Here is a 24709-nt window from a genome sequence, read left to right as displayed (position 1 = left end):
TATTATTTTATACTATTATGTAAAATATTAAGAACTGTACGTAAATCAGCAACTCCTATTTGACCAGGTGCTGAAGCTTTTTTGGCAGCTCCAAAAGTTAATGCTGAACCAAATACTTCACCTGCTAAACGGCTTATAACCCCAGTACCTGCCATAGACATTGTAATAATTGGCCCCTCAGCATAATTTTCAACCATTTCATTTGTAGCTGAAAGTAAAACTAACACGTCGTTTTTATTTTGAGGCATTACTGCAATTTTAGGTAAATCAGCTCCTAATTCTTGCATTTTTCTCAAACGTAACACAATTTCTTCTTGAACTGGAGTCTTAAAGAAATCATGATTTGACATTACAACTTTAACTTCAGAATCATGTGCATAAGCAACTATATCTTTAACAATTTCATCTCCTGTAAAAAGTTCTACATCGATTAAGTCAACTAATCTAGTAGCTGCAATTTCTTTGTTCAATTTTGCATAATAATTTGTAGATACTTCTTTTTCTCCACCTTCCTTTTTGCTACGGAATGTGAATAATATTGGTGTATTTGAAAGTAGCTTTCTTAAACTAACAAGTAATTCTTTAACTCTTTCTATGTCTTCTACATTTTCATAATAATCAACACGCCATTCAACAACATCTAAACTGATATCCTTTAAAGCTTCAACTTCTTCAATAAGTTCTTCCTTTGTCCTTCCAACGATTGGAACGCAAATTTTAGGAGTTCCTTCACCAAGTACAACATTTCTAACTTTTACTGTTTTTTTCATAGCTATCCCCCTACTGTTTTAAAAAAATATATTATGAATATTATTGCTTTATTTTTAAATTATGTACAATATTATAATAATTATTAATCTCAGAAATAGCTTCTAATACAACAAACTTTAAAATTGTCATACTAGAAGCTGCATTATTTTTTTAACATACTTTCAATATTATTTGATATTTAAGAATTCTTTCATATGTTCAATAGGCATTTCTTTTCCTGTGAAAAGTTTAAATGCTTCTGCTCCTTGATATAACATCATACCATCACCATTAATCCATTTACAACCTACTTTATCAGCTGTTTCTAATAATTTAGTTACGTGTGGCATATAAACTGTATCTGCTACGAATAAATCAGGACGTAAGTATGTTTCATCTGGAATTACCATTTGACCTTCTAATGGCTTCATACCAACACCTGTAGCATTTACAAAAAGATAACTTGATTCAATTTCACTTCTTAAAGCATCAGTATCAGCTAAGTCAAATAATTTAACTTTACAGTTTGTTTTTTCAGTTAACTTTTTAACTGTTTCTTCTGCTCTTGCCCAGAATTTATCTTTAATATTAAAGATAGATATTTCAGCTACACCATCTAAAGCAGCTTGAACTTGAATTGCTGTTGCAGCACCACCAGCTCCTGCTATAGTCATTTTTTTACCAATCACATCAATACCACTATCTTTTAATGAAGTCATAAATCCAACTCCATCTGTTATATGTCCAGTTAAAACACCATCATCATTTACAACAGTGTTAACTGCACCTGCAAGCTCTGCTGCTGGAGAAATCTTATCTAAATATTTGTGAATAACAGTCTTATTAGGCATTGATACATTAGATCCACGAGCTTTTAATGCCTTTAATCCTTTTACTGCATCTTCTAGTTCATCGTTTCCAACTTCAAAAGCAAGGTATGCATAATCTAGTCCTAAATATGAAAAAGCCTCATTGTGCATTGTTGGTGATTTAGTATGCTTTATTGGCGTTGCAATTAACCCTATTAATGTAGTATATCCTGTAATACGTCTTTCCATTTATCATCTCTCCTTAATATTTAAATAATATATATTTATTAAAATTTTTATTTGTTAATTTTCCTACAATTATATGATATGTCTATTTCTAATAATATTCCAATTAATTCTTCTCTTATTATCAATAGAAATGTTCTATAGATAAATTACTAAAAATCTAGATTGCTAAACATAACCTTAATTAATCTGGAATCACAATACGTTTAGGTTTTCCGATAATAAATATGTATGAAAAAGCACCTAATCCACCCATTGCAGAAACAAAAACCAATGCAGATGCATACGATCCTGTTGCAGCAATTAGATAACCAACTATAGCAGGAGATAAAGCCCCTCCCATATTAGATACAAAATTAAAAACTGAACCACATAATCCTACTAATTGCTTAGGCATTATCTCAGATAATAAGGCCCAAGAAATAGTTGATGCCATACCTTGACCAAAGAAAGCTATGCACATAAATATGATAACAATTGTAATATCATTAGTATAATTAGCAGCCATAATAACAGCAGATAATAGCAAACCGATAATAACTGGAAGTTTACGTGATATTCCTATTCCATATTCTTTAGAAATCATCCAATCTGACCATCTTCCAGCAAACAAAACTCCAGCAATTGCTGCCATATATGGTAAAGCTCCATAAATCCCCATCTTTAACATAGTCATATGTTTTTCAGCAACAAGATAAGATGGAAACCATGTCATGAAAAAGAATAATATAGCAGTATTACAAAATCCACCTATATACATTCCCCATAACTGACGGCTTGTAAAAAGATACTTTACCTGTTTCCAATTAACTTTATTTTTTTCTGCAATAGTATCTGAAAGACCACCGCCTTCTTTAATAAGGTCAATCTCTGCTTGATTAACACCTTTTGATTTACCTGGATCATTGTAGCAAATCAACCAGAAAAATGTGAATATAATTCCAATTAAACCAGTAGCTACAAATATAGATTTCCATCCGAATGTTACTAAAAGCCATGTTAAAATAGGAGTACATAATGCGAGTCCTACATATTCAGCTCCTGTGTAAGCACCAATTGCTAAACCACGTTCCCTAGATGGAAACCATGCAGTAACAATACGGCTATTTGCTGGAAAAGCTGGCGCCTCAAATATTCCAAGTCCAAGACGGCAAGCAATCATACTAGCAAAGTTATAAGTAAGAGACATGGCTCCTGTAAATGCAGACCATCCAAAAAGTGCAATCCCATACACTACTCTTGGTCCTAACCGTTCAAGAAACCAACCACATGGAATTTGCATGCATGTATATGACCAACTCATAGCAGAAAATATTAATCCCATTTTTGCAGCGTCAAATCCCATATCGCTTGATATAAATGGAGCAGCTACTGAAATATTAGCTCTATCTAGATAATTAATAAAAGTTATTATACAAACCAAAAATAATACAAACCATCGTCTTTTTGTAGGTTTTTCTTTTACTCTACTTACATTTGTTTGACTCATCGTTGTCCCTCCAATTTTAATTATATTATAGCATTGTTATATAACTTATTTTATTACATTATTCAGCAATTTTACACAAATATTTTATATATACTCATATTTTCACATTAGGTACATCACAATGATTTACTTTAAACCTTTATGCAGAGATAGTATAAAATTTAACATTCAATATTACATAATAACCATCATATTTACTCCACATTTAAGTAGCTTATATAAATATGATGGTTTTGTATATTTAATTAAATATATTGTTTCAACAAGTTATAGACTTTTTTATAATTTAATTTATTCCTTCTTTTGCATATTGTCTATTTACATACAATGCAAGTACTATACCAACTACTGTAATTATTGCATTAAATAGAAGTACATATTTAGGTCCTTCTACACCACCTGATTTTGAAATGTAACTTGCAGCATTTAAGATAACATAGTTTGCTACACTAGACGCAATCATAACAATAGATGTAATTTTTCCTTTGTTTGTAGGGAACATAGAGTTTGCTGTCGATACAGCTAACTGAAGTACACCACCTGCTGCTGAATATCCAATTACAAATCCACCAATTAGACAAATTCCAGGTGTTTGCACAAAGTATATAATCATTAACATAATTGCAGAAATTGCTGGATAAAGAACAAGTACTCTAACTGGTTTAATAAATTTCTTTACAAGAACTGCTGTTACTAATACAGCAACCATTGATCCTAATGCATAATAAGTTTGAATTTGACTTGGATTAGCTAGACCATATAACTTACCTAATTCTTGATTACAGTTTAACCATAGTTGAAAAGTAGATGTACATGTAAATCCGATACAAATTACTGCTATACTTGTTGCTGTAAATTTCATCTTTTCTGATTTTACTGGTGTATCTTTCTTTGAATCTACATTTCCATTTCTAGGTGGAAATGGTGCAATAGCAATTAAAATACCGTCTATAGCTAATGCTATACCTGTTACAAAGAAAATTGTTGTATACGACATATTGCTTGCAGCAATAAAACCAATTACAAAAGGAAGTAAAAATTGACCTATTGATATTGAGAACTTTGTAAACATATTAGCAACATCACCAGAATTTACAAATATCTCTAAGCATGATGGAGTAACACATGTATCTAAGAATGAGTTAGCAGCACCACCTAATAGAGCAAAAGCATAAGCAACATACATATTTGGTGCGATTGCTATACCAATAAAGTAAGCTACATATAAAACTACACCAATTAATCCTGAAACTTTTCTTCCAAATCTATCAGAAATAGGTCCTGAAAAAGGAAGTGTGATTAAACGTCCAAGTCCTAATGCAGCTATAACTGCAAGTACCATACTTACATCAAAGGTACCATTTGATAACTTATCTGCTCCCCATGCACCTGCAAAATTTTGTTTATATTGTCCTAGTATTGAAACTCCAATACCATGTACGAAATATGTAAAGTATAAAGCTAATGCCGTTGGATAATATTTTTTCATATTCATTTTCTTTTCCCCTTTATTATTTATTTATAATATATAACTAATTAAAATTATTCCGTTCCTTATGTAAACCCTAAATATTACTTGTAGTTTATGTTAATTTTTTAACTTTTTTTTGTAAAACAAATCCTTGTATACCTCTTTTAATAGTTGGGCTGGATTCAAAAATCCAACCCATTAATAATCTTATAACCTATTATGAGGGATACTCATTTTTTATCAGTTATTATTTAAAAAACAATTCATCAACTTCTTTTGCTGGCATTTCAAGCCCAGTATATAATTTAAAAGCTTCTACACCTTGCCATAAAAGCATTCCTATACCTGTCACTATTTTGCAGCCAGCTGCTTCAGCTTCTTCTAAAAGCTTTGTTTTTCTTGGGTTATATATTACATCCGATACAACTAAATCTCTTCTAAAAACCCTTATATCTTTTATTGGAGATTCATTTTCGTTAGGATGCATTCCTACATGTGTAGCATTTACAAGAATATCACTATCTGCAATTTTCTCATTAAGTTTTTTCACATCTTCTAAATCATATAAATTTAAAACACATTCTGAAACTTCTTTTCTAATATTTTCAATAGTTTTCTCAGCTTTTTTATAAAAATCATCTTTTATATTGAAGGTATTAATTTCCTTGGCTCCATCTAAAGCACATTGAACTTGAATTGCTGTTGCAGCACCACCTGCACCTAAAATAGTAATTTTCTTATTCTTTATATCTACTCCATGCTCTTTCAAGTTACGCACGAATCCAACACCATCTGTAATATTTCCAGTTAATTTTCCTCCATCATTTACGATAGTATTAACTGCTCCAACTAGACGTGCTGCTGGAGATAATTCATCCATATATTTAGCAACTTCATTTTTACATGGCATTGTTACGTTTGCGCCTTTTATATTTAATGTTCTAAAAGCTGCAATAGTATCCTTCACTTTTTCTATTGAAATATCAAAAGCTACATACGCCGAATCTATTCCTAACTTTTGAAAACTATAATTATACATAGCTGGAGATCCTGAATGACCTATTGGTGTACCAATTAAACAATATAAAGCTGTTGTTCCTGAAATTCTCTTTTCCATAAATATCCCTCACAATTTAAATATCTTATTGTAAGATATTTTCTTATAACTTCATAGCAATTTCCATTGCTTCTGCTGTAGCATCTAAGGCTCTACGAGCTCTTGCTGCATCACCTATAACATAAGTTTCATTTACAATTTCTTTAACTTTTTCGCTTAATGGATCATAATTGCGTGCTCCCATAGCAAGTACTACTGAATCGAAGCCTTCAAGAGTATGTTCTGACCCATCTTCTAATGTATAAGCAACTCCACCTTCAAAGAATTTTGCAACTTTGGCATTAGTTACGCTTTTAATCTTATATTCTTCGAAATCTTTCATTAAGAATTTGCGGTGTTCAGAAATCACATCTGCTCCAACCTTATCACGAAGCTCAATAACTGTAACATCATGTCCTTGTTCTCCTAAGAAATCAGCTGTTTCACAACCAACCATTCCCCCACCTACTACAAGAACCTTTTCACCACAAGATTGTTTTCCATCAAGAAGATCTACTGCATGTATTAATCCTGATTCATTAATTCCTGGGATTGGAAGTACTAATGGCTTTGCACCAGTTGCAATAATTACTGCATCAGGTTTTTCTGCTTCTAAAATTTCAGTAGTTACTTCTGTATTCATACGAACTTTTACTCCATATTGTTCGCATTTAGCTACATAACTACGTACCATATTTGTAAGATCTCCTTTTCCTGGAGGATAAGCTGCTAAACGCATTTGTCCACCAAGAGTATCTGTTGCCTCAAATAATGTTACATCATGACCTCTTTCAGCTGCTGCCCATCCTGCAAGCATACCTCCAACTCCACCACCTACAACTATTACTTTCTTTTTAGTTTCAGCTGGCTTCAATTCACCTTCATAACCAAGGAATGGATTTACAAGACATTTAACTGGATTTCCTTGATACATATTGCAAACGCAACCCTGTAAACAAGCAATACAAGGATTTAATTGGTCTAACTTACCTTCTTTAGCTTTATTAGGTGTGTGAGGATCAGCTAAACTTTGACGTCCAAATGCTACTAAATCAGCTCGCCCTTCACGAACTAATAATTCTGCATAATGTGGTTCAGTAAAACGCCCAACAATAATAACTGGAATATTAACTGCACGTTTAATTTCTGTAACCAGCTCTGCATTAAATCCTCCATGTAAAACTGTAGGTGCCCACATATATTCATCACGGATATGTACAGCACGTGAAACATGAAGACCGTCAACACCACACTCTTCTAAATAAGCAGCAATTGTTGCACTATCATGAACATCTAATCCACCGTCAACTTCGTCAGAACTGTTTATACGGCAAAGAATTGCCATAGATTCTCCAACTTTTTTACGGATATTTTCAATTATTAAACGTGGTAAACGCATTCTGTTTTCAAAGCAACCACCAAATTCATCTACACGCTTGTTAGTTCTTGGCGAAAGAAAACTATTAACTAGATATCCATGTGCACAGTGAACTTCTACTGCATCAGCCCCTGCTTCCTTAGCACGTACTGCTGCATCCCCATAGAATTCTATAAGTTCATATATTTCTTCTCTAGAAATAGCAATCGGCGTGTTTCTTCCTAAAGATGATGGTATTGCAGAAGCAGCTTTTAATGGATGTCCTGCAACCTTTGCATTTCCTTCTGGTCCAGCATGTTGAAGTTGGATGGATATTTTTGCACCTGCCTCATGACAAGCATCTATAACCTTCTTAAAGCTTTCTACAGTCCTATCTTCAAATAAACATGGTTTACGTGGTCCACCCTTAGCTTTCTTATCTACAACCGTAGCTTCAAAAGTAATTAATCCAAATCCTCCAATAGCACGTTCACGGTAATAAGCTAAAGATTTATCACTTAATGTTCCATCTGTATTTGCAAAATTGTTACCCATTGGTGGCACTACAAAACGATTTGGAACTGTCATTGGACCAATTTTAATTGGCGTAAACATTGACTTAAACTTCATAAAAACAAATCATCCTTTCATTGTTAATCTAATTCACAATTATTTATCTTTTGTTTCCTTTAAAATAAACAATTAAAATTGTATACTTTTATTTTTTAGGAGATACTTCTGGCCAAGCCTTATCCAATACTTTTATAGTATTGTCATATGTGTGTTTAGCTGCTTCTGCAACACCTTTTGCTAAAATAGCATCACTTATTACTTCAACACCTATACATGCTGGTTTTATACCTTTTTCCTTAATCATACGAACAAAACCTTCTGTTACATTTATTCCTGTACCTGGTGCAAGTCTGTCATGCATTGATTCATCTCTTAAGATAGATTTTGCATAAGGTCTTTCATAAACATCATTGATTTGAATAGATACAATCTTATCAGCTGGAATACCTTCTAATAATTTAATATCATTTTCTTGGTTTGCTCTTGCCCAATGCCATGTATCTAAGATAAGTTTAGCATTGTCACAACCAGAAGCTTCAACTACTGCCCATCCCTTTTTAACATCTGGAATACCGCTGTATGGCATAGGTTCTACTCCAATTATATACTTGCCTGCTCTTTGGCATAATTCTTTTAATTTTTGTGCAGTGTGTTCTACACTATAGTTTTCCATTAAACCAATATTTATATGTTGAACTCCAAATAACTCACACATATGGAAACATAACTGTTCTTTATATTTTTGTTCATAAGAACGATTATCTTCTGCCCAAAGTGTAATATATTCAACTTCTGTAACTTTCATATTATATTTTTTAAGAATATCTAGAATATCAGAATCAAATAATCCTTCGTTTAATGCATCCACATATGTTTCAGCACGAAGACCTATTCCTTCATATCCTGCTTCTTTAGCAGCCTTAACTCTTTCCTCAAATTTACATTGATCTCCTAATGTCCATGAGCTAACTGTAAGTGGCGGACATAGTCCTTCCTCATAAGTATTTTTTATAACTTCATTATTCATGGTATTTACTCCTTTCAATTTAAGAACATTGATATCTAAATAACATTGATATCGATTTCTGAACTTTGTCTAAAAACTATTTTCTATAAAACATTAATCATTCTACCGGTAGATTGAAAGTTGAGTCCCATTTATTAATCAATATTATTGGAATCTATATTAATATTATATTATAGGCATATTTAGAAAACAAATTGATAATATCCTAACAATCTATAGATTTTATATATAGGTCATGTTATAATTTCACCATAATACATACATTATGAAAGCGAGGTGCTAAATTGAATTTATATCATTTACGTTATTTTATAACTCTGGCACATTTAGAGCATTATACAAAAGCTGCCGAAAAATTAATGATTACTCAACCAAGCTTAAGTAGTGCTATTTCTTCATTAGAGAAGGAACTTGGAGTTTCACTTTTCGAAAAAGATGGCAGGAATGTGGTATTAACAAAGTGTGGAAAAATGTTCTTTGGTGCTGTACAAGAATCTTTAGAAATTCTCGACTCAAATGTAAACATTTTAAAATCAATTAGCAATGGCGAAGGTATAATTGATTTAGCTTTTCTTAGGACATTAGGAAGTGATTTTGTTCCAGATGTAACTTCAGCTTTTTTACAATCGTACCCTGAAAAAGAAATTAAATTTCACTTTCATACTGGAGTAACTGCTGATATCATTCAAGGACTTAAAGATAGAAAATATGATATTGCATTTTGTTCTAAGATTAAAGAAGAACATACTATTGATTTTATTCCAATTGCCAAACAAGAATTGGTTTTAATAGTTCCCACCAATCATCCACTTGCAAATAAAAATACTATAGATCTAATTGAAACTATTCCATATCCTCAAATTATTTTTACAAAAAAAAGTGGACTTCGACCTATAATAGACGATTTATTCAATCAAATTGGTAAACAGCCAAAAGTTGCCTATGAAGTTGAAGAAGATCAAGTGATAGCAGGATTGGTTTCTAAGAATTTTGGAATTGCTGTTTGTCCCAATATGCCTATGCTAAATTCTATGAATTTGAAAGTTCTTCAAATTGCAAGTCCAAATTGGGAGAGATTTTTTTATTTGGCAGTTATAAAAGATAGGCAATTAACGCCAGTTGTCCAGAAATTTAAAGATTTTGTTGTTGAACACTCAAAAATATAATCATATATACTTAATTTTTATAAAAATCAAAACTATCCCTCTCCTAATTGGTACTACAATATTAACTATTTTGCAGAAGCCAAAATAATAATTAGGACTGGGATAGTTTTATTAAAATCTCAATAAATTTATATATCCTTATCTTCTTTTGCCTATCCTATATTGATTATGAATTTTAATCATTATCTTTACACCATATAGCCCAATATTCATGACACCCTTGTTCTGTTTCATGACATTTCATACAATCACTGATTGTGCTTTTTCCTGAACATTTGGCATACTTATTGACCTCTTTCTTTAAATCTTCTTCGTTTACTTTTTTACTTTTTACTATATTATTTTCCATTTTTATGTCCCCCTTATATTTATATTATTGCTTATTTTTTATCTTAAATTATAAATAATATATCTACTATCTTGTTAACTATAAAATTTTACTTTTCCCATAACCATTCATAACTCCTGCTTTAAATGAAATATTTGATCACTTAAATATCTATATAAATAATTTTTTCTATAAAAAAACGCCCTTTGAAATTTCAAAGGACGATCTAATAATCGTGTTACCACCTAATTTTATCAACAACTCACGCTGAAGAACTCAATAAGTATCTAAAATAAATACTTTACATTTTTAACGGGTGTCACCGGCACCTTCTACTTAGAAAATCAGTTCAAAGGGCAGCTCATAAGATGAATTCAGAAAAACTATTCTACGCACCTCTCATCAACCGGTTGCTTTCTGTGAAGAATTTTATTGTTTTCATACTACTTCTTAGTCATAGCTTTTAAATTAATTTATTTTAATAATATCTTTTTTTAATGTTTTTGTCAATATTATTTATATGATTTTTTCGCTTTATTTATAGATATAATCTATGTATAGTGTAAAATCGCAAAAAACGTTGCTAAATGTGTATTTATAAATTTTCATAAATAAAAACCATGCATTCACTGAGATATAATTTCTCATCGATGCATGGTTTTAGGTTTATGATAGAACTTTCTTGCATTTTTCAGCAGTCCTTTTTCATATCCTATCAATTATATTCTTTTATCTAAAAGCACTCATTACTTCTAGAGTTTTTAATATATTTCTACCTTCTTCAGTACCATTTATTATCCTTCTTGCTCTAAAACTATCTCCAATATTAAGAAGTTTTATATCCTTTTCTTCTGCATACGCCTCAGCCATAGGTAAATCAGATATTTCTGCTCTCATTCCAAGACATACAAATCCATAGTCAAAGTTTATTTCTTCAATACTACCATCAGAATTTTTTACTGTGAACGAACTTTCATTAACAGTTTGAAGTGCAGTTTCTGTAAGTTGCTTAACATTGTTTTCCTTCATCATGTGGTATGCATCAAGTTTTGTGTTAGTGTCAAGATCTTTTCCTATTACAGGAAGCATTTCGATATCTGAAACATCTGCACCCTTTTCAGCAAAAAATTCTACAACATCAAGACCTACTGCTCCACCACCTACAACTACAATTTTCTTTCCTTTGCAGTCTTCTTTATCAAAAGCATCAATATTTTCAATGAAACCAAATGTTGATTTAACTTTTCCGCCTTCTTTATCTACATTTTCCTTCAATCCTGATATTGGAGGAAGAAGTGGCTTTGAGCCTGTAGCATTTATGATAATATCTGGCTTTACTTCATCTAATAATTCTTTTGTAGCTCTTGTATTAAGTTTTATATTCAAATTTAGAAGTTCTTTTGCTCTATTTTCTAAATATTCTACGAAATAGTGAATTTTCTTTTTCGCAGGAATTGTTCCTATCATCCAAGACAATCCACCTAATCTATCCTTTTCTTCAAATAATGTTACATTACATCCAACTTCTGCTGCTGTACATGCTGCTTCTAATCCAGCAGTACCTCCACCTATAACTGCAACATTAATTGATTTCTTTACCTGCTTGTCTTTGTATGCATCTTCAAATAAAAGATCTGGGTTAACTGTACAACGAATTGGTTGTGATTTTGCCAAACGGTGGTCAGCACATCCTATATTACAAGAAATACATCTTCTAAGAAGGTGCTCCTCCCCATTAGCAACTTTATTCGCCCAGTATGGTTCTGCTATCAACCCACGACCCATAGCAACAAGGTCTGCATCTCCCTTTGCTATTACTTCTTCACAAACTTCTGGTGTGCGGAAATTTCCTGAAGTTATTACTGGCTTGTCAAATTTATCTCTTATAGCTTTAGCCATGTAACTTCTCCATCCTTCTGGAAGACTCATCTTATCATGTTGCAAATATAGAGTATCATTTTGTGCTATAGAAACATTGATAAAATCAACTTTTTCTTGTAAGTATTCCATTAATTCAAGGGAATCCTCTAGTGTATTTCCACCTTGAATCATATCATCAGCACTAATTCTAATTGCAATTGGGAATCTAGGACCAACTGCTGCTCTTACCTCATCTATAACCATTTTAGGAAATCTAGCTCTGTTTTCAGCACTTCCACCAAACTCATCTTTTCTGTCATTAAATAAAGGTGAAAGGAACTGACTAAGTAGGTATGAGTGTCCACCATGAATCTCAACTGAGTCAAATCCTGCTAATTGAGCTCTTGCTGCAGACTCTCCATATTTTTTAGCAATAGCTTTCATTTCATCTACTGTTAATGGTCTTGGAATAGTTCCACCTGTTTTTGAGGGAATATTTGATGCTGAAATCGGTTGTTCACCATTCAATCTGGCTGCATAAGCTGATGCTCCTGCATGGTTAAGTTGAATAGACACCTTCGCACCATACGCATGAAGTCTTTCAACCAATGTGTATAGTCCAGGTACATATTGATTATCATCAATTCTACACTGCTTTGTTCCATTTGTTCCCATAGGAAAATCAACACATGCATTCTCTACAATAATAAGCCCTGTGCCACCTTTAGCTCTTAATTCATAGTATTTAATCATCTCTTCTGATACTTCTGCACTAACAGTTGCTAAGTTACTACCAATAGGTGGCATAACTGTTCTGTTCCTTAATGTCATTCCATTAATAGTGATTGGTGACAAAAGATTTGCATATTTATTTTTCATAATTCTCCTCCTATTTATTATGTATAATATTTTTACTTAAATTTATCTATTTCATTGCAAACAATTACAAAACAGTATTTTTATATGAAAAATGTACGAATCCAAAAGATAAACATAGTAATTAGAATACGTTAAAACCTTACTTTTCAAAGATATTTTAGTATTTGTTTAAAATTTAACTTGATTGATTAAATTTTAACTTGTTTATGTAATAGGACTAAACCCTATCCTTATAATCATATTTTAATATTTATCTATTCATTAATCTAATATCTTTTTTTTACATTATTAATAGATTATATCTATTAATAATGGTATACTTAGTTAAATAGTTTTTAAAAAAAGCAATATTAGAAAGGATTGATGCTCTAATGAATTTAAATCATTTGCAATATTTTAGAGTCTTAGCTAAGCTTGAACATTACACTCAGGCCGCTAAAGAATTGTCAATTACTCAACCTAGTTTAAGTCATGCTATTTCAACAATAGAAAACGATTTAGGCACTTATTTGTTTGAGAAGGATGGAAGAAATGTAAAACTGACTAAATATGGCCGCTTTTTTCTTAAATATGTTGATAGTGCTTTAAATGAATTAGAAGTAGGAGAAAAAAAATTGAAGGCCTTGACTAACTCTTCAACTGGTGTAATTGATTTAGGTTTCATATATACCTTAGGAGCATATGTTATGCCAAATATAATTAAAGAATTTTTAGATAATGAAAAATATAAAAATATCTCATTTTCACTTTTTCAAGGCACTACTCGTAATATTATTACTGGATTAAAAAACGAAAAATTTGATTTAGGTTTCTGTTCATTTGTAGAAAATGAACCTGATATAGATTTTGTACCTATTTTAGAAGAACAGCTAGTTTTAATCGTTTCAAAAAATCATGAACTAGCTTCACTTGATAGCATTGACTTAATAGATTTAGCTAACTATCCTTTTGTATACTTCAATAAAGAAAGTGGAATACGCCCTCTTATTGATAGTTTATTTAGTAAAGTTAATATTACACCTAAAATTATATGTGAAGTTGAAGAAGACAGTGCGGTTTTAGGATTGGTTGCCGTTGACTATGGTATTGCTATTATTCCTAATATATCTTTAATAAAAAATTTCGATGTAAAAATCATACATATAAGCAATCCTATTGTTAAAAGATATATTTATCTTGCTTCTATGAAGAACAAATATATTTCTCCATCTGCAAATCAATTTCGTAACTATATCCTCAAGAATTTAAGTGAAACTTTATAAAATCATTAGCTAACCACCAAAAGTGATTTTATGATATATTTCCTTTCATATACATGCGTATAGAAGTCTAACTACGACACAGGCTTCTTTTCCAGCCTCAGTTGAGCAAACAGGCTTGGCAAATACAAAAAGATTGGCTGATTATATGCCAATCTTTTTATAAATACACTTTTATAACATTTTATAAATCTTTATAATTACTCTAACATTTCCATCCTCATTTAGCCATTCCATCTTTTTGCGGTATAACACTGTATCCCAAATTGATCAAAAACTTTTGTCACATGATGATTTACAATATCCTCTATAGTTTTAGGATTATTATAAAATGCTGGCATTGGTGGCATTATTCTAACTCCAAGTCTTGATAGTTTAAGCATATTTTCCAAATGTATTGCACTTAATGGAGTTTCTCTTGGACATAAAATTAATTTTCTTCCTTCTTTCAACATTACTCCAGCAGTTCTTGAAATTAAATTATCATCATATCCATTAGCTATTGAACTAAGTGTCTTCATGCTACAAGGCAAAATTATCATTCCATCTGTAATAAACGATCCACTAGAAATCTTTGCTCCAAGATTTCTGCTATCATAAATAAAATCTGATAATTCTTGTAAATAATCTAATGAATAATCTGTTTCTATTTCCAAGTTTTTTATAGCCCATTCACTCATAATGAGATGGGTATTTACATTTTCTATTTGTTTTAATGCTTCAAGGAGCTTAACCCCATAAATTGTTCCTGTTGCACCTGTAATCCCAACTACTAACTCCATATTTCACCTCAATTTAAAGCTGTTTTAATCTATCCCACAGCTATATTATCATTTGTCTGCAAAAATCCATTACACCAGTTATTTCAGTTTTATTAACTTATCTATATGTATACTATAACATATAACAAAGTTTTCAGAAAAATTTTTTCTTAGTATTTCAGCTGACATCTCTATAATGCAAAAGTTATTTATTTGTTTCTGCCTTAAATAATTCTGGCGCAAAACGAGCTGGATCTACATCTTTAAATTTTGCTCTTTGGAATTTATCTTTAAGTGCATATGGCACAGTGCAATCAAAGATTGTCTTACAAGAAATTCCTTTATCTTTAATTGATGCACTATATTCTGGATCTTGTGAAGGATCTAGTGGATGACAACGTACTCCCGGAATAAATATTGTATCAACATCACCTTGGTAACGTGTATTTAAAGCCCACATTACATCATTACTATCAAACGGATCAACATCTTCATCAACTATAATTATATGTTTAAGTTCAGAAAATGCTGAAAATGCTAATAATGCGGCTTGTCTTTGACGACCTTCATCACTTGGCTGACTTTTCTTAAATTGCAAAATCGCCATATATTTTCCGCCACCTGATGAATGTGCATACACATTTAACAGCCTACCAGGCATGGCTTTTTCTACCATTTGAAGTATGCTTGCTTCTGTTGGAATACCTGCCATACTAACATGTTCTTCGCTTGGTCCAATGCAAGTTTGCATTATTGGATTTATACGATGAGTAACAGCTTTTACTTTTATTACTGGTATTTCAGCACAAGCCGGGCCTGTATAACCAGGAAATTCTGGCATAGCTTTTCCTGTATTTGAGTTTTGATCTTCTCTAATACGCACATTTGGAATTAATTCACCTTCTATAACATATTCAGCATTTGCAATTGCTCTTTCATCAATTGTTAAACACTGAGTTAATTCAACAGCTTTATTTCTAATAGCTCCAGCAATGCTTAATTCATTAAAACCAATTGGTGTTGTCGGAGGTTCAAAGCAAGCTGCAATTTCTATTGCAGGATCAACTCCTATACTAATAGAAATTGGTAATGGCTTCCCTAACTTTTCAGCTTTTTCACGAAACACACCCAAATGACGAGCCCCTGGAGTAAAGAACATGGACATTTCATCTTTGCTTTGTAAACATAGGCGATGTATTGTAATATCTGAATCACCATTTTCAGGGTCTGATGCATAGCACATACCCAAGGTTATATATGGACCTGCATCCTCTTCTGTATTAGTCGGTGCAGGAACTAATTTTCTAATATCAAAACCTGGTTCATCTGCATAATGAACTACCTCTTGACATTTAGGTTTTTCCTTTATAACTATTGGTTGAATTGGATGCTTAACTGCTTCATTTAAAAGAAACCCTAGACGTTCTGGTTTTGAATCAAGCATTAAACCAACTCTTTCTCTGCTAGCCAAAAGACCGATAAGAACTCTTGCATCTTCATGCCCCTTAACATTATTAAATATCATTGCCGGTCCAATTCTTGTTGGTCGCATTACCGTACCACCTGCACCTATATAGCGATAAACACCTGATATTTCAGCATTAGGATCTGCTTGTTCACTAGTCTCAATTAATTGTCCTGGAACTTCTTTTAGACGTTCCAATGCAGAACGTAAATCTGTTATTTTTGATTCTTCAGTTGACATTTTAGACTCCTCCTTCCTTAAATGCACCAATTTCAAAATTAATTTTCTGATCAAAACTTAGAGTTTTAATCAGAATTTATATATAGTTGCAATATGATTATACTTCCCTGTATAAATTTACATCTCCTTTACTTACTCGTAAATCAGCAAATAAAGGAACTATTCTTTTAAAATGCTCAGTTTTATTATGTAAATCAATCGCATTTTGATCTTCCCAATCTTCTATAAACGTAATTATAGATGGATTATTTATATCTTGAAACAACCCATATGAAATACATCCTTGTTCTTGCTTACTCTTTTCAATTAATTCTTTTGCTAATTGAATATATTCTTCTCTCTTGTCATCTTTAACTACACTTTGTGCTACTATTCTTATCATATTATTCCCTCTTTCTAACTTATTAAAATTATTATATATATTCCAATTAACAATTAACAGTGATTGATGAAATCCTTTCAAGACTTCTAAAACCACATGAAGAATTTTAAAATCACTATTAATTATTGTGTTGTTATTTAGAAAGTATATAATACCTTACTTATAATTTTACAGCAAAATCACAAATAAAATCTAATAACTAATTACATTAAAATCTATAGATTTTAACCATATAAAATAGCATCACTTATAATTAAAATTTAATCATAAGTGATGCTACTCAATTCAAAACACTCTATCTTTTCAATTTTTCTACTTATAACAAATTATTATCCAAAAAGTCCAAAGTTACTTTGCCTTCCTAATTCTACTATAACTTTTCACGTCTTTTTGTAGATTTTATAAATAATTCTTTTAATGACTCTATATCATTATCTTTAATTGCATATTTTATTTTGTCTAACTCATTTTCAAAGTTTTGTATACTCATAAGTAAATTTTCTTTATTTCCCAAGAAAAGTTCACTCCATAAATCTTCATTAATGTTAGCTATTCTAGTTAAATCTCTATAACTATCACCAATAAAACTTCCAGTATCTCTTCCTTCCACATCACTATTCACTAATGCAACTGCTAATGCATGTGGTAATTGACTTGTAAATCCTATCATTTCATCATGATATTCTGGATTTATCCTTCTAACTCTCTTAAAACCTATTTCATATGCTAAATCTTCTATAAGTTTAAGATTTTCTTCTTTATTTCTATCTACTGGAGTTAAAATATAGTTTGCACCTTTAAATACTTCGCTAGTAGCAAAATCTATTCCTTTCTTTTCTCTTCCTGCCATTGGATGTCCAAAAACAAAGTCAATATTACTTGGTAAAATTTCTACTATATGGCCAATGAACATCTTCTTTATTCCAGTGGCATCTGTTATTACTGCGCCATCTTTAAAATTGTCTTTGTTATCATTAATAAACTTTTTAACTAACCTTGGATATAAAGACATAATTATTAAATCAGCATCTTTAACTATTTCTTCTCCGCTAGTAAATCCTTCTTTAATTAATCCTAATTTTTTAGCTTTTACTAATGTTTCCTCATTAGTGTCTATTCCATAAACATCATTGTATCCTGCTTCTTTTAAAGCCATAGTAAAGGAACCACCAATTACGCCAAGACCAACAACTACAATTTTCATATTTAGCCCCCCAGAAAATTTAAATTTCTTTTCCTTCCATATTTGCTACAACTTTAACTTTATCCATCAATTTATCGAATTGATCTGGTGTAAGAGATTGTTGCCCATCGCTTAATGCATTTTCAGGATCATTATGAACTTCTATCATAAGTCCATCACTTCCAGCTATAACTGCTGCCTTTGCCATAGGTTCTACTAAATAAGCATATCCTCCTGCATGGCTTGGATCAATAATAATAGGTAAATGTGATAATCTTTTAATTACTGGAATAGCCTGTAAATCCAAAGTATTTCTAGTAATTGTTTCAAAAGTTCTAACTCCTCTTTCACAAAGAATTACATTTTCATTACCACCTGCCATAATATATTCTGCCGACATTAACCATTCTTCTATAGTAGCTGATAAACCTCTCTTTAATAAAATTGGTTTATTAGTTTTTCCAATTTGCTTTAATAAATCAAAGTTTTGCATATTTCTTGCACCAATTTGAATAACATCAACATTTTCAACAAAAGTATCTATATAATCAGTTGACATAAGTTCTGTAACTATTGGAAGTCCTGTTTCTTGTTTTGCTGTTTTTAATAGTTTTAATCCTTCAAGTTCTAAGCCTTGAAAACTATATGGAGAAGTTCTTGGTTTAAAAGCTCCTCCTCTTAAGAAGTTTGCTCCTGCAGCTTTTACTCTTTTAGCTACTTCAACAATTTGTTCTTCACTTTCAACAGAGCATGGCCCTGCCATTACTCCTAAACGACTCCCTCCAATTACTGAACCCTTAATATCAATAACTGTATCTTCCGGTTTAAATCTTCTATTTGCCTTCTTGAAAGGTTCTTGAACCTTCATAACTCTATCTACCCCTTTAAGTACTTGCATCTTCTTTGGATCTATTATAGAAGTATCTCCTACAACACCTATAATATAGTATGTGTCTCCTTTAGAAAGATTAACTTCTAATCCCTTTCCTTCAATTATTTCTTTAATTTTTCTAATTTCCTCTTCGCTTGCTTTTGGTTTCATTATAATTATCATTTTTTGTTTCCTCCTATACTACTAAAAAACTATTTTTTCTTCTAAATCTACTATCCTACTAATCTACTACATAATATTAATTCAAATTTACATATAATTTCAATATTTGTTGTAATACTTTTCTTTATAGGTCAATAGAAACTTAATCATTTATACTTACATTTTCATTATTGTCTATTACTTCTTTAATTTTATCAATTACCACTCTAATATCACTATCATTTTTAACTATTTCTTCAGCATATTCATTGTAAAGTGAATATCTTTCATCATATAGTTTTAATAACTTCTCTTTTCCATCTTTAAGAAGTGGTCTAAACGAAACATCTACATCTCCTAGAATATTTTCAACAGGCCTATCAATAAAAATAATTAACCCTTCCTTATTTAAAGTATCTATATTAGCTTTTCTTTTTATAACTCCACCTCCTGTAGAAATTAATACATTACTGTATCCAGCTAATTCTTTGCAGGTTTCTGATTCAATATCTCTAAAAAATTCTTCACCATTTTCAAAAAGTTGTATGGTTGTTTTTCCTGTTTTCTCTACAATGTATTCATCCATGTCAAAGAATTTTATATTTAATTCTTCAGCTAACATTTTTCCAAGTGTCGTTTTCCCGCTACCTGGCATACCAATTATAACTATTTTGTTTTTCATATCTAACCTTCCTCCTAATTATTTAAATTATTTATTAATATAAGAACATAGTTCTTTACATTACATTGAATCTATGGATATATTTATCATCTTTCCTCTGCCTCAATTGCTTAATAAATTGAACTTAAAATTATTTAAAATACAATTCATTAACTTCATCTGCAGGCATTTCTAATCCAGTATATAATTTAAAAGCTTCTGCCCCTTGCCATAACAGCATACCTATACCAGGAACTATTGTACATCCAGCTGCCTCAGCATCCTCTAAAAGCTTCGTTTTCCTTGGATTATAAACAACATCAGCTACAACTAATTCCTTTGTGAAAACATTTGTATCTTTTATTGGAGATTCTTCTTCATTTGGATGCATTCCCACACGTGTTGCATTAACTAAAATATCACTAGCTGCAATTTGCTCATTAAGTTTTTGTGTATCCTCTAAATCACATAAGTTTACAACACATTCAGGCACTTCTTTTTTTATATTTTCAATAGTTTTCTCAGCCTTTTGATAAAAAGCATCCTTTATGTTAAAAATATTAATTTCTTTAGCACCATCTAGTGCACATTGAACTACGATGGCTGTTGCAGCGCCACCAGCACCTAAAACAGTAATTATTTTACCTTTTATATCTACTCCATGTTCCTTTAAATTACGTACAAATCCAACACCATCTGTTATATGACCAGTTAATTTTCCACTTTCATTAATAATAGCATTCACTGCTCCAATAATACGAGCTGCTGGAGATAATTCATCCATATACTTAACAACTTCACTTTTACATGGCATAGTTACATTTGCACCTCTTATATTCAAAGTTTTAAAGGCTGCAATAGCATCAGATGCTTTTTCTTCTGAAATGTCAAAAGCTACATAGGCAGAATCTATACCCAATTTTTGAAAACTGTAGTTGTACATAGCTGGCGATCCAGAATGATCTACTGGTGATCCTATCAAGCAATATAATGCTGTAGATCCAGAAATTCTTTTTTCCATAATACTCCTCCTAAAATAATTAATTAATATTTGTTTCATAAGCTCCTAACATTTTAAAATAAGGACTATTTTGTTTAATTAATGTTAGTGCTTTTGTTACCTCATCTGAATATAGATTTCCTTCAAAATCTACATATAAGAAATACTTCCACGGACCATGTTTCATAGGTCGTGACTCTATCTTTATCATATTTATATTATTTTCTGCAAAATGACGCAATAATTTATATAAGGTTCCAGCTTCATCATCAAGAGAAAATACCACGCTTACTTTATCTGCTTTTGGATTTCTTTCAAGTTCTTTACCAATAACTATGAATCTAGTAAAATTTTCTGATTGATTATTTATATTTTCTTTTATTATTTCTAAATCATATATGTTAGCTACTCTTTTACTTGCAATTGCTGCTTTCCTTTTGTCTTTTAATTCATTAACTAACTTAGCACTATTAGCTGTACTATGATAAGGTATCAATTCCCAATCCCTATAAGACTTTAAGAATTCTGTGCTTTGACTAAATCCCTGCGGATGTGAATACACTTCACTTATAGTTTCTAACGTTGTTCCCTTTATTCCAACTAAATTTTGATTTATTCTTATACAAACTTCTCCAAGTATATAGAAACCATATTTATACAACAAGTCATAAACATCTGAAATAGCACCTGTTGAAGAATTTTCTATTGGTACAACACCATACTTAATCTCATCTTTTTTAACTGCAGCAAAAACATTTTCAAATTCATCATAAGCCTTTGCCTCTTCATTATTGCCAAAATATTTGAACATTGCTTCTTCTGTAAAAGATCCACTTACTCCATAGTATCCAATTCCTACACCATTTCTACTTTTGTTAATTTTAAGTTCTTCACATTCAGAACCATTATACTTTGTTTTTTCCTGTTCAAACCCCTTAGCAATTTCCATAATATTTATGAAAAATTTCCTTGCTCCTTCTTCATAAGCTTTATCCTTAAGATACCCTAGATTTTTTTCAATTACTTGTTTTTCTCTACTTTCATCTAATACTGGCAAATTGTTCTTCTTCTTATATTCACCAACTTTAAGTACTACATCCATTCTCTTTTCAAATAATTCTGTAATTTTTTTATCTATTTCATCAATTGTATCTCTATAATCATCTAACTCTGACATTTCACCTACTCCTCACAACTCATAACTAATTTAAAGTTCCTAATTACATAAAAGTTCCGTATTGCGTAATTGTTCCGTATTGCAGCACAGCTGCTCTTTTATAGGTGTAACTTTTAACTGATTAAAAGGTCAAGTATTCCTATTGCTGTAACTGCTTCAATAACTGGAACAGCTCTTTGTACTATGCACGGATCATGTCTTCCTTCTATTACAAGTTCTGCTTCCTTTTGTTCTGAAATATCTATTGTTCGCTGAATTTTTGATATTGATGCTGTTGGTTTTATTCCAACTTTAAATAGTATTGGCATTCCATTAGTTATTCCACCAGTAATACCACCATTATTATTTGTATAAGTTTTAACTTCACCATTGTCATAATAATATTCATCATTACATTCTGAACCACGAAACTTACTCATTTCAAAGCCTTTTCCAAATTCTATTCCTTTAACTGCAGGCACAGAAAACATTAAATGAGCTAATGTTGATTCAACTGAATCAAAAAACGGATTTCCAATCCCAGCTTTTATGCCAAGAATGGTACATTCAATTGTTCCTCCAGTAGAATCTTGTTCTTTTTTTGCTTCTAAAATTAACTTTCTCATTTCTTCTTCTTTTTCTGGTACTAAAAGAGGTAATTCTTTTAGCTTTAAATTGGCTAATAATTCCTTATCTACTTTCACATCATAAAAGCTTTTATCTTCAATATTTCCTATGCTTTTCACATGAGCTCCTATATTAATTCCTTTATCTTGTAAAACTTGTTTACATATAGCTCCTGCAAATACTAGGGGTGCAGTAATTCTTCCTGAGAAATGCCCTCCACCTCTGTAATCATTGAAACCTTTATATCTTATGAATCCAGGATAATCAGCATGCCCTGGTCTCATTAAATCTTTAAGTTTCCCATAATCTCTTGAATGCATATCTGCATTTCTAATTACTGCACAAAGAGGAGTTCCAGTAGTTTTTCCTTCAAAAAATCCACTTAGTATTTCTGGCTGATCTGCTTCTTTTCTTGCAGTAGACAAATTGCTTTTTCCTGGTGCACGTCTAGCCATTTCCTTCATAACTTCTTCCATATTTATTTCCACACCAGGTGGAAGTCCATCGATTGTAATTCCAATTCCGACTCCATGCGATTCACCAAATATCGAAACCTTTAATTTATTTCCCCACATTCCACTCATCAAATACACCTCCTAAATTTTTATAATCATCCCAAAACTGAGGATATGACTTAGAAACACATTCATAATCTCTAAGTATTACAGGTTCTTTACATATAGTAGCTGCTATAGCTATAGTCATAGCTATTCTATGATCCTTATGACTCCAAACTTCAGCTCCACCTTTTAACTCTTTCACACCTTCAATTATTAATCCATCTTCTTTTTCAGTAATCTTTGCCCCTAACTTATTAAGTTCAGAAGTTACAGCAGCTAATCTATCGCATTCTTTTATTCTAAGTCTTCCAGCATTTATTATTTCTGTTTTTCCTGATCCTAAAGCTGCTACTAAAGAAACTACTGGAATTATATCTGGACATTGAGATCCATCAATAATAGTTGCTTTTAATTTTCCCTCAGCAGTTGTTCCAATAATTCCATTATTTTTATTGCTTATGGTAACTCCCATTCTTGTTAAAATATCAATTACTTCTTTATCACCTTGAAGAGAATCTAATTTTAAATCATTAAGGATTACTTCATTAGAAAGTGCATCTGCACAAAAGAAAAATGCTGCTTGAGAATAGTCGCCTTCAACTCTATAATCTCTACTCTTATATGTTTGATTTCCTCTAATTATAAATTCTTCATAATTATTATTAATAATTTCTATACCAAAATCTTTCATTGCACTTAAAGTTAAATCAATATACCCCTTTGATTCCATTTCTGTTGTTATTATTATTTTTGAATCTCCTTCTAATAATGGAAGGGTAAATAACAAGCCTGTTATAAATTGAGAACTAATATTTCCTTTAACTTTAAATTCTCCTGACTTAAGTTTACCTTCTGTTTTTAAATCTAATATATCTTCTTTAAAAGAATATTTTATATTTTGCTCATTAAATATGTTGTAATAGGTATCCAAAGGTCTTTTTCCTAAATTACCTCTACCAACAAATCTATTAACACCATCAAATAAAGCTGCTATTGGCACTAAAAATCTTAAAGTTGAACCCGATTCATTACAATCAATTATTCTTTCTTTTTTTACTTTATTAGCTTCAATATTTTCAGTACTTTTGATACCACAAACTTCAAGATGATCATCTTTTTTTGCTATTTTTGCACCTAATGCCGACATAGCTTCAATAGTAGCTATAATGTCATCTGAATAATCTATGTTAGTAACCTTACTAATCCCATTTCCTAAAGCTGCACATATTACAGCTCTATGCGCCATACTTTTCGATGGAGGTATTTTTACCTCACCCTTTAATTTAGTTGGAATAATTTTAAAAGTTCCCATTATACGCCCCCGTTTTATC

At 31.2% G+C, this 24709-nt stretch carries 21 protein-coding genes and 1 other annotated feature; of the genes, 2 read left to right on the top strand and 19 right to left on the bottom strand.

Annotated elements, in window-relative coordinates:
- Positions 1-2: 2 nt before the first annotated feature.
- From aroD to L3B98_RS21880, 7 genes are all read right to left on the bottom strand, one after another.
- Positions 3-770 carry a type I 3-dehydroquinate dehydratase gene (aroD, locus tag L3B98_RS21910; RefSeq protein ID WP_015395340.1) on the bottom strand — a complete coding sequence of 256 codons (768 nt, stop codon included), beginning with the start codon at positions 768-770 and terminating at the stop codon, positions 3-5.
- Between the two features lie 168 nt (positions 771-938).
- On the bottom strand, positions 939-1808 hold the full coding sequence (locus L3B98_RS21905; protein ID WP_015395341.1) for a shikimate dehydrogenase: 870 nt from the start codon (positions 1806-1808) through the stop codon (positions 939-941).
- 181 nt (positions 1809-1989) lie between these two features.
- A complete protein-coding gene (locus L3B98_RS21900) occupies positions 1990-3294 on the bottom strand; it encodes an MFS transporter (RefSeq protein ID WP_015395342.1) in 1305 nt (434 codons plus the stop codon).
- 286 nt (positions 3295-3580) lie between these two features.
- Complete coding sequence (locus L3B98_RS21895) at positions 3581-4789, bottom strand: MFS transporter (protein WP_015395343.1); 1209 nt, start codon at positions 4787-4789, stop codon at positions 3581-3583.
- A gap of 223 nt (positions 4790-5012) precedes the next feature.
- Positions 5013-5882, bottom strand: coding sequence for a shikimate dehydrogenase (gene aroE, locus L3B98_RS21890; RefSeq protein WP_015395344.1), 870 nt, complete (start codon positions 5880-5882; stop codon positions 5013-5015).
- A 43-nt stretch (positions 5883-5925) separates the two neighbouring features.
- The gene (locus tag L3B98_RS21885) at positions 5926-7848 is read right to left on the bottom strand and encodes an FAD-dependent oxidoreductase (RefSeq protein WP_238918253.1); all 1923 of its coding nucleotides are present in this window, start codon (positions 7846-7848) and stop codon (positions 5926-5928) included.
- Positions 7849-7936: 88 nt separating this feature from the next.
- Positions 7937-8818 (bottom strand): sugar phosphate isomerase/epimerase family protein, encoded by an 882-nt coding sequence (locus L3B98_RS21880; RefSeq protein WP_238918252.1) that lies wholly within the window; start codon positions 8816-8818, stop codon positions 7937-7939.
- Positions 8819-9102: 284 nt separating this feature from the next.
- On the opposite strand from L3B98_RS21880, the gene L3B98_RS21875 reads away from it, so the two are divergent.
- Positions 9103-9984: a LysR family transcriptional regulator gene (locus L3B98_RS21875; RefSeq protein ID WP_015395347.1), complete on the top strand. Its 882-nt coding sequence runs from the start codon at positions 9103-9105 to the stop codon at positions 9982-9984.
- Between the two features lie 175 nt (positions 9985-10159).
- On the opposite strand, the gene L3B98_RS21870 is transcribed toward L3B98_RS21875, so the two are convergent.
- Positions 10160-10333 (bottom strand): hypothetical protein, encoded by a 174-nt coding sequence (locus L3B98_RS21870; RefSeq protein WP_015395348.1) that lies wholly within the window; start codon positions 10331-10333, stop codon positions 10160-10162.
- A gap of 193 nt (positions 10334-10526) precedes the next feature.
- Positions 10527-10779, bottom strand: a binding site (T-box leader).
- Positions 10780-11041: 262 nt separating this feature from the next.
- Positions 11042-13051 (bottom strand): FAD-dependent oxidoreductase, encoded by a 2010-nt coding sequence (locus L3B98_RS21865; protein ID WP_238918251.1) that lies wholly within the window; start codon positions 13049-13051, stop codon positions 11042-11044.
- Between the two features lie 371 nt (positions 13052-13422).
- Here L3B98_RS21865 and L3B98_RS21860 point away from each other — a divergent pair, with 371 nt between their 5' ends.
- Complete coding sequence (locus L3B98_RS21860) at positions 13423-14313, top strand: LysR family transcriptional regulator (protein WP_015395350.1); 891 nt, start codon at positions 13423-13425, stop codon at positions 14311-14313.
- A 221-nt stretch (positions 14314-14534) separates the two neighbouring features.
- Here the strand turns inward: L3B98_RS21860 and L3B98_RS21855 are convergent, their stop codons facing one another.
- The 10 genes from L3B98_RS21855 to aroA form a co-directional block, all read right to left on the bottom strand.
- The gene (locus L3B98_RS21855; RefSeq protein WP_238918250.1) at positions 14535-15092 is read right to left on the bottom strand and encodes a UbiX family flavin prenyltransferase; all 558 of its coding nucleotides are present in this window, start codon (positions 15090-15092) and stop codon (positions 14535-14537) included.
- Positions 15093-15276: 184 nt separating this feature from the next.
- Positions 15277-16776, bottom strand: coding sequence for a UbiD family decarboxylase (locus L3B98_RS21850; RefSeq protein ID WP_238918249.1), 1500 nt, complete (start codon positions 16774-16776; stop codon positions 15277-15279).
- 97 nt (positions 16777-16873) lie between these two features.
- On the bottom strand, positions 16874-17158 hold the full coding sequence (locus L3B98_RS21845; protein ID WP_015395353.1) for a putative quinol monooxygenase: 285 nt from the start codon (positions 17156-17158) through the stop codon (positions 16874-16876).
- Between the two features lie 370 nt (positions 17159-17528).
- Positions 17529-18362, bottom strand: a complete 834-nt coding sequence (locus L3B98_RS21840) for a prephenate dehydrogenase (protein ID WP_238918248.1) — start codon at positions 18360-18362, stop codon at positions 17529-17531.
- A gap of 19 nt (positions 18363-18381) precedes the next feature.
- Positions 18382-19395, bottom strand: coding sequence for a 3-deoxy-7-phosphoheptulonate synthase (gene aroF / locus L3B98_RS21835; protein ID WP_015395355.1), 1014 nt, complete (start codon positions 19393-19395; stop codon positions 18382-18384).
- Between the two features lie 142 nt (positions 19396-19537).
- Positions 19538-20056: a shikimate kinase gene (locus L3B98_RS21830; RefSeq protein WP_077366356.1), complete on the bottom strand. Its 519-nt coding sequence runs from the start codon at positions 20054-20056 to the stop codon at positions 19538-19540.
- 130 nt (positions 20057-20186) lie between these two features.
- Complete coding sequence (locus tag L3B98_RS21825) at positions 20187-21056, bottom strand: shikimate dehydrogenase (RefSeq protein ID WP_238918247.1); 870 nt, start codon at positions 21054-21056, stop codon at positions 20187-20189.
- Between the two features lie 19 nt (positions 21057-21075).
- On the bottom strand, positions 21076-22212 hold the full coding sequence (gene pheA / locus L3B98_RS21820) for a prephenate dehydratase (protein WP_238918246.1): 1137 nt from the start codon (positions 22210-22212) through the stop codon (positions 21076-21078).
- A 113-nt stretch (positions 22213-22325) separates the two neighbouring features.
- The gene (aroC, locus tag L3B98_RS21815) at positions 22326-23402 is read right to left on the bottom strand and encodes a chorismate synthase (protein ID WP_238918245.1); all 1077 of its coding nucleotides are present in this window, start codon (positions 23400-23402) and stop codon (positions 22326-22328) included.
- Positions 23380-24690 (bottom strand): 3-phosphoshikimate 1-carboxyvinyltransferase, encoded by a 1311-nt coding sequence (aroA, locus tag L3B98_RS21810; protein ID WP_238918244.1) that lies wholly within the window; start codon positions 24688-24690, stop codon positions 23380-23382. Before aroA ends, aroC begins: the two co-directional genes overlap by 23 nt.
- Between the last annotated feature and the right edge of the window lie 19 nt (positions 24691-24709).

This window comes from Clostridium sp. YIM B02555 (genome assembly GCF_022320955.1).
In the GTDB taxonomy this organism is placed as follows: domain Bacteria; phylum Bacillota; class Clostridia; order Clostridiales; family Clostridiaceae; genus Clostridium; species Clostridium saccharoperbutylacetonicum.
Note: the sequence above shows the minus strand (reverse complement) of the source record. Positions and strands in the feature narration are given on the sequence as shown.

Coding starts and splice junctions, on each gene's coding strand:
- L3B98_RS21860 (WP_015395350.1), top strand. CDS start 13,423: ATGAATTTAAATCATTTGCAATATTTTAGAGTCTTAGCTAAGCTTGAA.
- L3B98_RS21850 (WP_238918249.1), bottom strand. CDS start 16,776: ATGTCAACTGAAGAATCAAAAATAACAGATTTACGTTCTGCATTGGAA.
- aroD (WP_015395340.1), bottom strand. CDS start 770: ATGAAAAAAACAGTAAAAGTTAGAAATGTTGTACTTGGTGAAGGAACT.
- L3B98_RS21880 (WP_238918252.1), bottom strand. CDS start 8,818: ATGAATAATGAAGTTATAAAAAATACTTATGAGGAAGGACTATGTCCG.
- L3B98_RS21885 (WP_238918253.1), bottom strand. CDS start 7,848: ATGAAGTTTAAGTCAATGTTTACGCCAATTAAAATTGGTCCAATGACA.
- L3B98_RS21905 (WP_015395341.1), bottom strand. CDS start 1,808: ATGGAAAGACGTATTACAGGATATACTACATTAATAGGGTTAATTGCA.
- aroF (WP_015395355.1), bottom strand. CDS start 19,395: ATGATAATTATAATGAAACCAAAAGCAAGCGAAGAGGAAATTAGAAAA.
- L3B98_RS21855 (WP_238918250.1), bottom strand. CDS start 15,092: ATGGAGTTAGTAGTTGGGATTACAGGTGCAACAGGAACAATTTATGGG.
- L3B98_RS21865 (WP_238918251.1), bottom strand. CDS start 13,051: ATGAAAAATAAATATGCAAATCTTTTGTCACCAATCACTATTAATGGA.
- L3B98_RS21845 (WP_015395353.1), bottom strand. CDS start 17,158: ATGATAAGAATAGTAGCACAAAGTGTAGTTAAAGATGACAAGAGAGAA.
- aroC (WP_238918245.1), bottom strand. CDS start 23,402: ATGAGTGGAATGTGGGGAAATAAATTAAAGGTTTCGATATTTGGTGAA.
- aroA (WP_238918244.1), bottom strand. CDS start 24,690: ATGGGAACTTTTAAAATTATTCCAACTAAATTAAAGGGTGAGGTAAAA.
- pheA (WP_238918246.1), bottom strand. CDS start 22,212: ATGTCAGAGTTAGATGATTATAGAGATACAATTGATGAAATAGATAAA.
- L3B98_RS21830 (WP_077366356.1), bottom strand. CDS start 20,056: ATGAAAAACAAAATAGTTATAATTGGTATGCCAGGTAGCGGGAAAACG.
- aroE (WP_015395344.1), bottom strand. CDS start 5,882: ATGGAAAAGAGAATTTCAGGAACAACAGCTTTATATTGTTTAATTGGT.
- L3B98_RS21840 (WP_238918248.1), bottom strand. CDS start 18,362: ATGAAAATTGTAGTTGTTGGTCTTGGCGTAATTGGTGGTTCCTTTACT.
- L3B98_RS21870 (WP_015395348.1), bottom strand. CDS start 10,333: ATGGAAAATAATATAGTAAAAAGTAAAAAAGTAAACGAAGAAGATTTA.
- L3B98_RS21895 (WP_015395343.1), bottom strand. CDS start 4,789: ATGAATATGAAAAAATATTATCCAACGGCATTAGCTTTATACTTTACA.
- L3B98_RS21900 (WP_015395342.1), bottom strand. CDS start 3,294: ATGAGTCAAACAAATGTAAGTAGAGTAAAAGAAAAACCTACAAAAAGA.
- L3B98_RS21825 (WP_238918247.1), bottom strand. CDS start 21,056: ATGGAAAAAAGAATTTCTGGATCTACAGCATTATATTGCTTGATAGGA.